The sequence below is a fragment of the Clostridium nigeriense genome, from assembly GCF_050585265.1.
GTDB classification, from domain to species: domain Bacteria; phylum Bacillota; class Clostridia; order Clostridiales; family Clostridiaceae; genus Clostridium; species Clostridium nigeriense_B.
This window is the reverse complement of the sequence record NZ_JBNOOE010000021.1, coordinates 38,547-53,713: the sequence shown is the minus strand read 5'-3', so window position 1 is coordinate 53,713 and position 15,167 is coordinate 38,547. Positions and strand designations below refer to the sequence as shown.

The following is a 15,167-nucleotide window of genomic DNA, read 5'->3' as shown; positions in this document are numbered from 1 at the left end:
TGTTATATTAAACTCTCCAACCTATAAAATAAAACTAAATTTTCTAAAGTTTACACAAAAATATTGACAGACTCTTTTGCCCTTATTTATTAATTAATATTTTAATCTTCATAATCAATCTCTATTTGTTCAGGTAAATTAAAAGCTCTATTAAAAAGGATATTAAAATCTTTCCAATCTTTAGAAGCTTGCATTAATGTGATTACTTTTAGTAAATGATTTTTTAAATGATCATTTCCAATATCTTCAGTTAAAAATTGATGGTGTTTATACTTTCTTTGACCAGGTTTAATTGTAGGATTGACTTTCTGTAGCTCATCTTTTACACCAGGAGGTAATAAATCATATACATATTTATTTGTATAAGTACCAACAATACCAGGTCTCTTTGAATTAGGTCTAGGATAAGTCCAATTTTTAAGTCTAAACATTTGCTTGTAAAACTCATCAGGAAATCGTTTTGTCCAAGGTAATAACTCTTTAGAGATATATAGTGATAGTATTTTTTGAAGTTCATCACGATCTCTTTCGTATTGATAACCAGTAGCTTCATCGACTAAAGCAACAATACCTATTTTGGATAAACTTCGTACTAGTATTTCACTGGCCAATGCTAAACTTTGTTGTTGAGTGGTAAGTACACCATCAATTCTTGCTTGTAGATATACATCACAAAGAAGGGGAATTATTTCAGCTGAAAAACCTTCAACAATTCTACCATTTTTTGTTTTATATTTAATAGGGTTAATTAACATATCTTCTAGTTCAGGAGTTATATATATAGAAAGGTTTTTTGCATCTATAAAGCTAGGAAGATTAGGTTTTGAAGGAACGCGTATTTCATCTTTTTTTCTTCCTCGTTTCGTTCTACCAAATGCTTTAAAAACGGTACTTTTACTAATAATTCTAGAACCGTTTTCTAAAACAGCACAATTTAATTCTTTTTCGCCAATTTTTATTATTCCGAAGTGCGTGGCTTTTAATATTTGATCTTCAAATGTTTCCAAAGTTACACCATCCCTTTTTATTAGTATTTTATTTAATTTTAATAAGCAGAATATTACTTAATATCTCTTCATCAGAAAGAGTTGTGTTAGTTAGTTTAATGATATCAATTTTAAAGTTGCTATATAGATAAGTAAGCTTTTTTAAAATATCATAAGCTGTATTCTTATTAACATTAATAATTTTTGATAACCTCCTATAACTAATATTTTCATCAAATATAAATAAGTAGATAGAAACAAGCCATTTTCTGTAATCTAATTTACTCTTATGCATAATTGTATTAGTTGTGATAGAGAATTTACTATTACATAAATTACAATGGAAAATAGATTTATATTTTGTAATTCTATTAGAATAACAATAAGGGCAAGAAAGTATCTTTGAGAGCCTTATTTTATATAGATATTCTCCGTATAAGGTTTCAGTTGGAAAAAGATTATATATATTACTAACATCTATCATATAAAATATTTTAGCATATAATAATAAAATATTTCTGTTTTAAAATAGGTCATTTTATAAAATATTTAATTTTGTATCAAGTAAAATTTAAAATATATATTATTATAATGAAAGGATATCTATACTAGATAATTTTTGTAGGTTAATATAGAAGGAGGTAATATCAATGAGAAAGATTAGTAAAATAAGTGACTTAATTGGAATGGATGTAGAAGTTAATGTAATAAGTGCTATTGAAGATCAACTAAATATCTTAGATGATAGCTATGGAGCAGAAAGAAATATTGATACAGATTTAGGTGGATATGTATTAGTACTAGAAACTAAGGATGATGTTAGTGAAGTAAAAGAAAATATATTAAAAGATATTATTGCAGAATATGTTGATGATATTGAATGCGAAGGAGGTAAGCAGTATTGTTTATCTCTTTTTATTTTGTCTTCAGATTATGCAATAGTTGTAGTTACTACTAAAGAGTTAATTGATATTCTAGTAGAATAGTAGGAGGTGGAGAGGTGGCAAAGAAATCTATTAAGGAAACTAAGTATTGTTCATTAATTTCACAAAGTATAATTGCTGATGAAGAGTATACTTATGCATTAGAAAAAATTATAGTTAAACCACAGGGAAATAGAGAGGAGTTAAGATTTAGTGTTTATAAAGATCAACAGCGATATGGTATGAAGTTATTAGTAAGACCACTAGATCTTCAAGAAGAATTGTTTCTACAGCTATTAAAGAAAGCTATAGAAGATAACTTATTTAGTAAGAAGTTTATAACACAATTAAAGAGTTTGATTAATGAAAAGTAAGACGTAATTATTAGTATTAATGATAATTACGTCTTTATTATTTTAGGAGGATTTATGAGATATTTACTATGTGTTGGAATTATTAAAAAGGGTAAATTTAAAATTAAAATTAATGAGGAAGTTAAGAAAATATATGGAAAGTAAAAAGGTATCAAAAAGAGTTAATTTAGTATCGGTAAAGCTTATAAAGGAAGGTTCAATTTTGTATGAACCAAGAAAAGTTTCAAATCCTAAGGATGCTTTTGAATTAGGAAAAGAGTTTTTAATAGATAGTGATAGAGAAAAACTTATACTGGTTTGTTTAGATAATAAGAATCAACCAACATCTATTAATACAGTTAGTATAGGAAGTTTAAATTCTTCTATAGTACATCCAAGAGAAGTGTTTAAGGTTGCTATATTAAGTAATTCAGCGTCAATAATAATTTATCATAATCATCCTTCTGGAGATGTTACGCCTAGTAAGGAGGATATTAATATAACAGAAAGACTAAAAGAATCTGGAAAAATATTGGGTATAGATCTTATTGATCATATTATTGTTGGTTCAAATAGTACTTATTACAGTTTTAAAGAGAGAGGAGATATTTAGTATGTTTGCTAAAGAAAATAGATATATAACAAGAGGAGTAAATGAAAAAATAGATTTATCATTACAAATATTGTTATGGAATTTAGTTGATGATTTAAAAATAGAAAAGGATTATTTACAAGTTTTTAAGTTGAGTAGAGTTGGAAATGTTATTGATGTAGAACATACACAAGAAGTGCCAACCTATAAGTCAAACATTAGAGTTAATGCAGAGGAATTAGATTTTCAAGGTCAAGTTAAAATATATGCAATAGATTCAGTAGAGTACAGTAAATTGTTACTATCAGATGAATATTAATTAAATAAGGAAAGTTGAGGAGAAAAAGATATGGATTTAGTAAATATAATTAAGATTTTAGGAACAGTATTAACTGTAATAGCAGCAGGGATTGAAACTAATAAAAAATAAGTATATATATTATAAATTTTTCAGATAAGAAAGGTGAGGCAGTTGTGTTAGAATGTGAATCAAATATTTTAAGTAAGTTTTTTATGAAAGATTTAACAAAGTTGATTCAAAAATATAATAATATTAATAAAGAAACAATAGAGAAGTTAGAAATTTTAGTTGAAAGGGTGGATAATAAAGAAATAAAATCAATTTTAATGAGTAATTTAGATGTAACTATAAATTTAATAGATGAGTTGGGAGGTGAAATTGATAGTAATGTAATTCAATTATATTTCTTTATAAAAGATAATATAAAAGAAATTAATATAATAGAAGCAAAATCAATATATGAGGAAATAGAGTATAGAGGATATTCAAAATTTGATGATATTATTATGTATTCCAAGTTACAAGATCTAAGAGAATATGTTAGTGATGAAATTGATGGAATACTTAGTTCACCATATGAAATAGATAGGTTATTTGATAAAGATACTATTATAGATTACTTTTTGGAAGGGATAACCATTGAAGAGGTAGCAAGAGAAATAGTTACTAATTATGATGAATATGAAGAGGTATTAGGTATAGAGCCAGAGGTAATGTTCACATCTGAAGATGGACAAGAATACTATTACGCACATATTAATAATTAGGAAATATAAATATATTTTCATAAAATTTAAAGTTATAATATTTAGGGGATAAGGGGGGATGGGAGTTTTAAAACTAGCATCCACCTATACTACCTAATAAAATATTTTTTTGAAACTTTTAAGGAGAATTATAGATATGAAAATAGAAAAAGAAGAGTTACAAAAATATATAGAAGCACAGACTAACAATGTAAGAGTACTAGACTTTTTCAAGTTTGATAATTTTTTAAATGAAGAAAATCATTTTAGATGTAGGAATATATACAAATATATTGAAGGTATGCGAAGGTACAATGAAGTTCAGTATAATGGTTATATTGATAAAGGGTATTTTAAGGAGATAGAGAAGTTTTTAAAGTTCTATATTATAGCATATTTAAAAGTTTATAAAACAGGAGAAGTAAACTTAAAACAAACAGCTGCAAGAATATATGAATTTTTAGAAGAGGATATTGAAGAAATGGATTATGATGAGATTTATAATAATCCAAAGATATTAGATGGATGTGATGATTTTGTAAAATTTTATGAGAAGTTAACAACAGATTTTTCTAATGCAACTATTGACAAAGAAGTATTAAAATTAGCAGGAATAAAAATATCTAAGAGGAAGAATTATGAAGGTAAAAAAATAAAAATACATAGTATTAAAGAAATGAAAGTATTAAATATTATGTGGAGAGCTAAATTGGATAACATAGAAAAAGCTAAAGAAGCAGAGAAGGCTTACAAAAAGATTAGAAATAATAAAACCGATATAATGACTGATAAGAATTATAATGAATTATATACATTATTAAATACTGATATAGAGAATATGGAAGAAGAATTTAAAAATATTTATTATTATAAGTTGGAAAAAAGACAGGAGTACGAACTAAGAAAAGTTATATTTAAAAATATAGGCAAATTAGCTACTAATGAAGAAAAGATAAAGTATATTATTTATTCAATATATTATTTAACACCTAATCCAGTATTAACTATAAGAGAGAGCTTAGCCGATAAGTTATGTAATGCAATAGATAAAACGTCAAATTATTCTATTAAGCAATTTGAATCAGAATCAGTTATTATTATGGATTTAATAAAGAAAAGTATAAAAAAAATATTAGATGTAATTAGCTGGGATCTTGCAAATATAGAATATATTGAAAATGGAATTGAATATTATGAAAAAAATCAGGTAAATAATAAAAAATTAGTTTTGGCTATAAAAGAAAGATTAAAAAAACTAGGAGAAGATATTACATATTTAGGGCTTTTTGAAGAAAGTGATATTGAAGAATTTAAGAAAATATATAATGAAAATGGTACAAGAAGAGATTTTAAAAATAATTATAAAATAAAGAAAGACTATACTAGTGAGGATGTTAAATTATATAGTAGGATAATACATGAACTAAATAAATATCATAAAGAAAAAATTGTTGATGATTTAAAAAAATCTAATTTAAAATAAATTAAAAATAAGAAAATATTTATATTATATTGAATATTTTCTTATTTTTTTTATAAAAAACTTTAGCAAAGGTTTACATTTGCTTGATATAGATTTTTTTAATTTAAGTTAAGATAAAGATGTAGTAAGCAACAAATATCAAAAAGCCCGTAAAGCCCAAGAAAGTAAATTAATAATTAATAAAAATCTATTGGAGTAATTTTTAAAATTATATTTATTAATAAAAAAATAAGGGCAATACGGGCACAAATGAAAGGATGATATATTAATGATTAAAAGAAAAGAAACAAAGATATTAGTAAATGCAAAGGTAGTAGCTAAGAATTTAAGGATATTCAAAAGTCTTCAAAAATTTGGTGAGATGGAAATGTGTAAGTTAGAAATACAAGAATGTAAAGACGTTGGACAAAATGTAGAGATATTTATAGCTTTAGTTGCAAAAGGTAACTATCAAGCATGTATTGATTTGATAAAGCAATTAAACCAATTTTTATTTGAAGAAGAGACTAATGAAAAATTTGGATTTATAGAAATTACAACTACTCCAGCAAGTTACGAGGTAATTGAAAATGAATAGAAATCAAGTTGAGACTATTTTGTTAAAGGAAAATTATAGAATAAACCCAATGGGGGAAATAGTTAATTCTAAGAATGATCCTATTGCGAATATTATACCTATTCCTAAAAAGCAAATAAGGGTAAAGAGGGAAATGCAGGATGAGGTATATATAGAACTTTTAGTTATTATAGATGATAATAAACAAATTGATAATATCAAGCTTCCAGCATTGGATATGTCAAATTTAAAGTGGATACCGTCTTGTCTTGGTATGGATGCAATAGTATATCCAGGAAAAGAAAAAGAATTTTTGCTAATAATAAAGAAATTGTTTAGACATGTAGAAACAGTTCAAGAGTATAGCAATATAGGTTGGATAAAGCAAAGTGATGGGCAGTATAAGTACCTAGATTATAATGGCTCATTGGGGGATGGGGGTATTAAGGTTAACATTGAAGATAACTTTAGAAAGTATACATTTCCAAGGGAAGATGGATACGTAGAAGTTGCTGTAAAGCAGGTTTTAGCATTATTAGGAGTTGTAGAAAAAAGAATAGCATATGTACTTTTGAGTTTAGTATATTTATGCCCGTTATTAGAGTTCATTGGACAAAAATCTAAATTGCCAGAGTTTGTTGTGTGGCTATATGGATTTACAGGAACTCATAAGACTACAATAGCTAAATTATTTTTATCTCATTTTGGAAACTTTAATAGTGGAGTTCCAGCAAGTTTTAATGATACTTATGCTTCTATAGAGAGAAAAGCATACAAACTAAAGGATTCTTTACTGCTACTAGATGATTTTTGTCCACAACAGAGTTATAAAGAAACTCAAAATATAAATACTAGTGCTGAAAAAGTTGTAAGAGCATATGGGGATAGAACATCAAGAGGAAGATTAACAGTGACAATGGAAAGTCAAACTCAATTTGTACCTAGAGGAATGATGTTAATAACTGGTGAATCAACTGTTCCGGGAAATTCAACAGTAGCAAGATTAATTCCAATTGGGTTAAATAAAGATAGTGTTAATTTGAATAAGTTAACAGAGGCTCAAGAACATACTGATTTACTTGGTATAAGTATGAGAGAATATATTTTATGGATTGAAAAGGAGGTAAATAGTAATTGTGAAGACTTTGTAGATACTTTAAATTCAAACTATAAAGTTTGGTTAGATGATATTAGAAAAAATGCAGTAGAGACACATGGGAGAAGTTATGAAGCAGTTGCTTGGTTATTGGTAGCATTAGATTTAATGTATCAATTTTTTGGTAGTATAGGGGTAGTTAAAGAAGAGGAAGCTGGTTTAGCATTGGAAGAAGCAAGAGAGGAATTTTTAGAATTAATAAAAGTTAAAGATGAACTTACTAAAGCTGATAATCCTATAGAGCTATTTTTAGATACAATTAAAAACTTACTTACAAGTCAGTCTATTACAATAAAAGATTTAGATAGTGGAGAGGTTATAGGTAACAAATATAAAGCTATAGAGGGGTATTGTGATTCAGAATACTATTATTTCAATTCCAATACAATTTATGGTTTAGTTAAAATTAAATTAAGTAAAGCTGGAGTATATTTTCAACTTCCTATAAGAGCATTATTAAAGCAATTAGCAGATGAAGCTATTATAAAGGTTGAAGATAAAAATAACTTACCTAAGAAGACTATTAAAAATGAAGATAGAACAACCACAAGATTAAGGTTGCTTCATATTAAGAGGCAGTATCTAGATTAGTTTCTATGAAGATTAAGGGAATTTACTAAATATATATTATATTAATGATGGGCAGGAGGAATACCAATGAAGCAATATGCTAAAACTACTATATCAAGACAAAAATTATATGAAAGAAATTATACTAGGGACAGTATAGAAATTATTGAGGATGATAAAAAAATAGAAATAGTAGATAGATATAAAGCTTTAGTTGGTATTCTTACTCTGAAGTATGAAGATGATAAGAAGAGGTGAGTTTTATGGCTAAAGCAGCCTTTTATGGGCGATTTTCCAGTAATAATCAAAGAGAGGAATCTATAGATGCACAATTAAGAGCAACACAAGAATTTGCAGAACAAAATGGATATGAAATAGTTGCTACCTATGCTGATAGAGCAAAGTCAGGTACTAATAGTAGTAAAAGAGTTGAGTTTCTTAAAATGATTAAAGATGCAGAGAATGGACTGTTTGATGTTGTGATTGTTCACAAATTAGATAGATTTTCACGTGATAAATATGATAGTGCGTTATATAAAAGAAAGTTAAAACAATGTGGGGTTAAGCTAGTAAGTGTTACAGAGCAACTTAATGATAGTCCAGAAAGTGTTATCTTAGAGTCAGTTATTGAAGGGATGGCAGAGTATTATTCGAAGAATCTTGCTAGGGAAACTATGAAAGGATTAATGGAGAATAGCTATAAATGTCTTCACAATGGGGGGAAGCCACCATTAGGATATGATGTTAACGGGGAAAAGAGGTATGTTATTAATGAGAAGGAGGCGGAAAGTGTAAGATTAATTTTTGATATGTATATATCAGGATATACTCAAAGTCAAATGGTAGATGAACTTAATGAAAGAGGTTATAAAACCAAGTTAGGATCTATCTTTAGGAGTAATAGTATTCAAAGTGTTTTAGCAAATGAAAAGTATACTGGAGTATATATTTATAATAGAAGTGCTAAGAAAGATGCGTTTGGAAAGAGGAATAGCCATTCTTACAAAGATGAAAGTGAAATAGTTAAGGTTGAAGGAGGTATGCCTCAAATTATTTCTAAGGAAGTTTTTGAACAAGCACAAATAGTAATGAATTCTAGAAGAAAAGCTCCAGGTACAAATAAAGCTAAAGAAAATTATTTACTTGCAGGGTTAATTAGATGTGGATGTTGTGGAAAGCATTATCATGGAAATAGAAGGACTTCTAAGAATAAGCCATTATATGTTTCCTATAGGTGTTCTTATAGAAGAGTAACAAGCTCAAAAGTTTGTGATAATAAGGAGATAAGAAAAGAATATATTGAAGAATATGTTTTATCAGAGCTGGAGAGAAAAATATTTAATGATAAATCAATACAGTATTTAGTTGAAGGTATTAATAATAATTTGAAAAATAAAAATAAGGTTAATGATGAAAAAAGAGAGGTTATAGTTAAAGAATTAAAAGATATAGAAGCTCAAATAGATAATATAGTAACAGCAATAGCAAGTGGATTCATGCAAGAGGAATTTAAGAGAAAAATAGACGAGCTCAAGGAAAGGAAATCAGAACTGGAGTTTAGACAAGCTCAAATAAAATCTAATGAAATAGAAGAGCGAATAACAGAAGAGGATGTAAGAAAGTTATTAAATAATTTTAGTGGGTATGTTATGACTAGGAATATTCCAGAGTGTAAAAAGTTTATACAAGACTTTGTAAAAGAAGTTGTAGTTTATAAGGAACACATTGAAGTAATTTTCAATGTGTCTTTTTCTTTATTCAAAAACACTGGAGGAATAGAGGTAGTTAGTAAAATAAGAAAATATGAGTTATATGAAAGGTATAGTCAAAGTTTTTATATAAAAGTAAGTTAACTAATAAGATACGAATCTAAAGATATAATGGTTAAAAATTATAATAATTGAATAAAAATGTAAAAAGATATATAATAATGAAGAAATTTATATTTTAGTAAATTTAACATAAGGGGTATTAAAGAGAGGATATAAAATGGAAGATTTTAATGTTTTTACAGAAGCTTTTAATAAAATAGAAAAGGAACTGAACAATATGGATAAAACAAATATACTTATTGTTGGAAAAACAGGAGCAGGAAAAAGTACATTAATTAATAGTGTTTTTAGAGCTGAAATGGCTGAAACAGGAACTGGCAGACCAGTTACTCAACATTTAAAGAAAATTAGCAAAGAAGGAGTACCGGTTAACTTATATGATACAAAAGGGTTAGAGTTAAGTGAAACAGTACAAGCTGAAATAAAAAAAGAAATTTTAGATGAAATAGATAGATGTAATGACTTATGCATAAAGAATGACAGTAAGTCAGAGCTTATACATGCGTGTTGGTATTGTATTGATGGATCAGTGAAAAGATGTGAAGAAACTGATATTGAGTGGATTAATGATATTGCTAAAAAAGTTCCAGTTATAGTAGTTCTAACAAAGGGATTTCCTAAAAAAGATGCAAGGGAATTTAGAAAAGAGATTGAAAATCTTAATTTGAATTGTAGTGCTATAGTACCTGTATTAGCAGAGAAATATGAAGATAGGGATGAAGATGATGAGGATGATGAAGTTGTAATAATACCTTCATATGGATTAGATAAGCTAGTTGAAGTAACTTTAGAGGTTTTACCAGATGGTGTTAGAAAGGCGTTCAATAATGCACAAAAGGTTAGTTTAGATAAAAAGGTTAGTGCAGCTAGAAAATGGGTTACTGGATATGCAGCTACAACAGGTGCAATAGGGGCATCACCTATACCATTTTCAGATGCTCCATTGTTAGTAGGAGCGCAATTATCAATGCTTGCGCATGTTACTGCTATCTTTGGATTGCCAGTAGAAAAAGCTGTTTTAACAGCTATTATAAGTTCTGTTGCTGGAGTGTCAGGAACTACATTAGGAGGAAAAACATTAGTTTCTAACTTATTGAAATTTGTTCCAGGAATAGGAAGTGTAGCTGGTGGAGCAATAAGTGCTTCAGTAGCATCTATGATGACGATAGCATTAGGTCTAGCTTATATAAGCGTACTAAAGTATATTGTCGAAGAAGAAAACAAAGGGAATGAAGTGAGCACAGAAACTATAAAAGAGAAAATGAAAGAAGCTTATAAAAAAGAGCTTATTTTATCTAGAGGGTAATGCTGATAAAATATATATTTTTATTTAAAATGAGAGGATACGAAGATGTATTTAAATAATATTGTAATTAAAAATGTCGGACCAATAGATAATATAGATTTAGAATTAGAATTTGAAGAAAATGGAAATCCTAAACCGATTATATTAGTTGGAGAAAATGGATCTGGAAAATCAACATTAATAGGAACAATAGTAGATTCATTGTTTGAATTTAGTAAACAGTCTTACGATGATATTGTTAAGATTGATAAAGCAGGAAAAAGTCCGTTTTTTAAAGTATGTTCATCTAATAATATAAGAATTGGTGAAAGTAATTCTATTAGCTTTTTAAGGTTTAAAGGGAAAAATGATGAGGAAAATTTTTATCTTGAAAAAGTTGGTAATATATCAAAAGAAGATTGTTTAGGTATATTAAATAACAAATATAATATAGACTCTTTATGGAGTGAAAAAACAATATTTAAGAATGTAACCAATAATGAGAAATATTTTGAGAGAGAATTTGCTGATAAATCTATTTGTTACTTTCCACCAGACAGATATCAACAACCTTATTGGATTAATAAAAATGTAGTTTTAAAAGAAGAGCTTAATATGAAAAGTAAAATAGCAAGAGAACTAAATAAGCCAATAGTTATTAAAGATGTAGCTGAAGAAAATGTAAATTGGCTTTTAGATATTATTGTAGATTCTAGACCGGATGTATATGAAAATAACAATGGAGTATGGAATGTTGAACAGAATTTACAAGATATAAAATTACTTAAAATAGCAAGGAGCAATACAGAAGATATATTATCGGAAATTTTAAGGAAGAAAGTTAAATTTGGATTAAATTGGAGGAACTCAAGAGATTCAAGATTTAATGTTATAGACATTAAAGAAAATAGAGTTATTATACCAACTTTAAATTCATTATCTACAGGTGAAGCAGCATTATTTAATATTTTTTCGACTATAATACGATATTCAGATTATAGTGATATTAATAAAAGTATTAAATTAGATGAAATAGAAGGGATAGTAATAATTGATGAAATAGAGTTACATCTTCATTCAACAGTTCAAAATGAAATATTACCTAGATTAATAAATAAATTTCCAAAAGTTCAATTTATAATTACATCACATTCTCCATTATTTATTATGGGAATGAAAGACATATATGGATATAATGGATTTAATATAATAAATATGCCAGATGGAGAAAAGATAAGCACTGAAGAATTTTCAGAGTTTAAAAGATCATATAACTATTATAAAGAAACAAGAAAGTATAAAGAGGAAATACAAGGAGAAATAGACAAAAAAGTCGGTAAAACATTGATTGTTACAGAGGGATGTACTGATTGGAAACATTTGAAGAGAGCATTGGAAAAGATAAAGCAGGATGATATTTATAGTGATAGTTATCATGACTTAGAAATAGAGTTTTTAGAGTTTGAAGATAAAAATTCAAAATCCGGGGAGTTAAAGCTTGATATGGGAGATAGTAGACTAGTATCTATGTGTGAGTATTATTCTAGAATGCCACAAAAAAGAAAAATAATTTTTATAGGTGATAGAGATACTGTTACATCAAAAAAATTATCACAAGAAGGAACTAGGTTTAAGGATTGGGGAAATAATGTTTATTCATTTCAATTGCCGATACCACCGCATAGAGAGAAAACACCAGATATTTGTATAGAACATTATTACTTAGATGAAGAAATAAAGATTTCAGAGAAATTTATGGATGGAATAGAGAGAAGATTATTTATGGGTAATGATTTCAATTCGCATGGAATTAGTATAAGGGATGACATAAGATTAATGTGTGAAAAACCTAAAATATGTGGCAAAGATAAAATTAACATTATTGAAGGTTCATCGGGAGAGAAAATTTTCAATATTGATGAGGAAAATGATATAAACTACGCGATGTCTAAGACAAGATTTGTAGATAATATTGTTAATGAAAAAGGTGAATTTGCTAAAGTGGGTTATACTTTATTTGAAGCAGTATTTAACATAATAAAAGAAATAGAAAGTATTTAAAAGACAGTGGTGGATTTTAAAGGTCATGCTTCGCCTCCACCAAATAAGAACTAACGTAAGGGTACAATGGTAAAACCTTTGAATATCAAGGGCTGGCCATTGTATTTTACTTTATAGATATAAATTGATTATAAAAATCTTCTTTTGCCTTTATCATTTCAGGTGTATATCTTCCATTTCTTGGAGTCAAGGCCTTGTATTTTTCTATTATTAATTTAGCTCGGTTTTTCTTGGAGTCAATTACTAGATAAGGATATATTTCTTCTATAAGATTAATTGCATCATTTCGTCTTAATATGTAGCTATAACAATCTTTATGGATTTCTGGATTATAATTTTTTTTAGAAACAATCATTCCTTTCTCTATAGTTTTCTTAATCCAAGTTAATAATTCTAATGAAGTTGAAGCAACTGAAACACAAGGGGATTGAAATTCATTTTTATGTAGTCTTTGTAACATTATACTGCCTTCACCATCAATAATTCCAGCAATATATGCTTTTTCTGTTTTAGTCATAGATATACTCCTTTACATATTTTAATACTATTATTTACTAAATTAAGAGATTTAATTAGCAATATTTTGAATGAATATATTTTATATACTTATTTAAGATTAGAAATTAAAAGATAAGAAAGTATAAGTATATTTTAAAAAGAAAAAGATTCTTCTATATCTTTATCAGAAGGAATAGGAATTAAATAATAGACGATTAAAGAAAACTGGAGAAGATATGTTGTTATGAAAAACTCCTATTCATAAATTAATGAATTAAAAACCGGAAAAATCACTGTACTTTGCATGATCTCATACCTCCTGCAAAGCATTAATAATGAAATTTATAATCCAGAAATACAACAATATAGAATCAGAAGAAGTAGAAAAGATAGAAGGCTTATTATTAGTAAATATAATGCTATAGAAATATTAATTTATAAATTTAATTTATAAATTAAGTTTATATTTCTATAGTTGAATACTATAAAATTTGATATAATTTTACATATAATAATGTTAAAAAAAAGACAAAGTTTAATTAAAAATAATCCTGGAGTTGTAAATCAAATTAACATATACAATTTATAGAGAATTTTGAAATAGACATTTAAGGGGAGTGTTACTATGTTTAGAAATAAATATTTCACAACTGGACTAGGAATATACATAAGTTATTTTATGTTGGGTATGGTTCTTATTTTGCTTTCATCAAACATGGAATTTGTAACAAAACAATTGAATACAGATGTAGCAGGGATTACTTTTTTAATTTCAATAGAAGGTCTAGTACGTTCAGCGACAGTATATATTAGTGGAAGATTATCAGATAAATTTGGAAGAAAAAAGATTTTATGTTTGTCTCCAATATTTGAAATAATTTTTTTAATTGGTATACCTTTTGTACATGACTATAGAATGGCTGTAGTATTATCTGTATTTGCAGGATTATCACATGCCTTCGTTGATTCTTCAAGTTATCCGTCCTTAATGGAATGTTTTCCTAAAACTCCAGGAACAGCAACTGTTATAATAAAGGCTTTTATAGCAATTGGTGGTATAATGTTACCAATAATAATAGCATTTTTTGTGAATAGAAACATGTTTTATGGAAATACGTTTTTCTTAATTGCATTAATGTATCTTATAAATGGTTTATTTTTGTTTACTAGAAAATTTCCTAAAGCAAACCAAGCAGAAGTATCTGAAGATGGAAAAATATTAAATGAAAAAAAATTCATTTCAGAACCAGTATTAAAAAAAGAGGGACTAGCTATTATAATAATAGGATTTACATCTAATGCTATATATACTGCATTTCAAATATGGATGCCAACTTATGGTCAAAATATTTTAGGAATGAGTCAAGTGAATTCTTTAAAATTAATAACATACTATAGTATAGGGTCTCTTGTTTCAGTTTTTATATTAGCAAAACTTTTACAAAAGACAGTAAAGCCAGTATTGGTACTAGTTATATATCCAATAATAGGAATAATCTCACTTGCATTAGTATTACTAATAAGAACAGAATTAGTTACAACAATAGGCTTTACTTTAATAGGGCTATCATCAGCCGGAGTATTACAAATGGCACAAACAACAATGGGGGAACTTTTTTGGAAAAATAAAGGTGCAACAATGGGAATGGTTTCTACAGCTGGTGGGATAGCATCAGCAGTTGTTCCAGCATTAACAGGAATAATTTTAAAATATTATGATATTTTGCATGTGTTTTATTTTATTATGATAATATTTGTTGTAGGAATAGCTTGTGCTATTTTTACAAAAATAAGATATGATAAAGTTATTGCAAATAATTAAATA

15 protein-coding genes are annotated in these 15,167 nt (G+C 27.0%); 13 read left to right on the top strand and 2 right to left on the bottom strand.

Going from position 1 to position 15,167, the window contains the following annotated elements; genetic code table 11:
• Positions 1-101: 101 nt before the first annotated feature.
• On the bottom strand, positions 102-1,007 hold the full coding sequence (locus ACQPVP_RS15115; RefSeq protein WP_430851325.1) for a P63C domain-containing protein: 906 nt from the start codon (positions 1,005-1,007) through the stop codon (positions 102-104).
• Between the two features lie 629 nt (positions 1,008-1,636).
• Here ACQPVP_RS15115 and ACQPVP_RS15110 point away from each other — a divergent pair.
• From ACQPVP_RS15110 to ACQPVP_RS15055, 12 genes are all read left to right on the top strand, one after another.
• Positions 1,637-1,972 carry a hypothetical protein gene (locus ACQPVP_RS15110; RefSeq protein ID WP_430851323.1) on the top strand — a complete coding sequence of 112 codons (336 nt, stop codon included), beginning with the start codon at positions 1,637-1,639 and terminating at the stop codon, positions 1,970-1,972.
• Positions 1,973-1,986: 14 nt separating this feature from the next.
• On the top strand, positions 1,987-2,283 hold the full coding sequence (locus ACQPVP_RS15105; RefSeq protein ID WP_430851321.1) for a hypothetical protein: 297 nt from the start codon (positions 1,987-1,989) through the stop codon (positions 2,281-2,283).
• Positions 2,284-2,416: 133 nt separating this feature from the next.
• Complete coding sequence (locus ACQPVP_RS15100) at positions 2,417-2,875, top strand: JAB domain-containing protein (RefSeq protein ID WP_430851319.1); 459 nt, start codon at positions 2,417-2,419, stop codon at positions 2,873-2,875.
• Position 2,876: 1 nt separating this feature from the next.
• Positions 2,877-3,173, top strand: a complete 297-nt coding sequence (locus ACQPVP_RS15095) for a DUF960 family protein (RefSeq protein WP_430851317.1) — start codon at positions 2,877-2,879, stop codon at positions 3,171-3,173.
• A gap of 155 nt (positions 3,174-3,328) precedes the next feature.
• Complete coding sequence (locus ACQPVP_RS15090) at positions 3,329-3,922, top strand: hypothetical protein (RefSeq protein ID WP_430851315.1); 594 nt, start codon at positions 3,329-3,331, stop codon at positions 3,920-3,922.
• Positions 3,923-4,058: 136 nt separating this feature from the next.
• Positions 4,059-5,384, top strand: a complete 1,326-nt coding sequence (locus ACQPVP_RS15085) for a hypothetical protein (RefSeq protein ID WP_430851313.1) — start codon at positions 4,059-4,061, stop codon at positions 5,382-5,384.
• 268 nt (positions 5,385-5,652) lie between these two features.
• Positions 5,653-5,961: a hypothetical protein gene (locus ACQPVP_RS15080; RefSeq protein WP_430851311.1), complete on the top strand. Its 309-nt coding sequence runs from the start codon at positions 5,653-5,655 to the stop codon at positions 5,959-5,961.
• Positions 5,954-7,687, top strand: coding sequence for a DUF927 domain-containing protein (locus ACQPVP_RS15075; protein ID WP_430851309.1), 1,734 nt, complete (start codon positions 5,954-5,956; stop codon positions 7,685-7,687). Before ACQPVP_RS15080 ends, ACQPVP_RS15075 begins: the two co-directional genes overlap by 8 nt.
• Before the next feature lie 66 nt (positions 7,688-7,753).
• A complete protein-coding gene (locus ACQPVP_RS15070) occupies positions 7,754-7,924 on the top strand; it encodes a hypothetical protein (protein WP_430851308.1) in 171 nt (56 codons plus the stop codon).
• 5 nt (positions 7,925-7,929) lie between these two features.
• Entirely contained in the window at positions 7,930-9,519 is a 1,590-nt protein-coding gene (locus tag ACQPVP_RS15065) for a recombinase family protein (RefSeq protein WP_430851306.1), read from the top strand.
• A 136-nt stretch (positions 9,520-9,655) separates the two neighbouring features.
• Positions 9,656-10,804: a YcjF family protein gene (locus ACQPVP_RS15060; protein ID WP_430851304.1), complete on the top strand. Its 1,149-nt coding sequence runs from the start codon at positions 9,656-9,658 to the stop codon at positions 10,802-10,804.
• A 45-nt stretch (positions 10,805-10,849) separates the two neighbouring features.
• Positions 10,850-12,844, top strand: a complete 1,995-nt coding sequence (locus tag ACQPVP_RS15055; protein ID WP_430851303.1) for an AAA family ATPase — start codon at positions 10,850-10,852, stop codon at positions 12,842-12,844.
• Between the two features lie 106 nt (positions 12,845-12,950).
• Here ACQPVP_RS15055 and ACQPVP_RS15050 read toward each other — a convergent pair whose 3' ends face one another.
• Positions 12,951-13,361: an LAGLIDADG family homing endonuclease gene (locus ACQPVP_RS15050; RefSeq protein ID WP_430851301.1), complete on the bottom strand. Its 411-nt coding sequence runs from the start codon at positions 13,359-13,361 to the stop codon at positions 12,951-12,953.
• 606 nt (positions 13,362-13,967) lie between these two features.
• Between ACQPVP_RS15050 and ACQPVP_RS15045 the strand changes: the two genes are divergently transcribed.
• Positions 13,968-15,164 carry an MFS transporter gene (locus tag ACQPVP_RS15045; RefSeq protein WP_430851299.1) on the top strand — a complete coding sequence of 399 codons (1,197 nt, stop codon included), beginning with the start codon at positions 13,968-13,970 and terminating at the stop codon, positions 15,162-15,164.
• Positions 15,165-15,167: the final 3 nt, after the last annotated feature.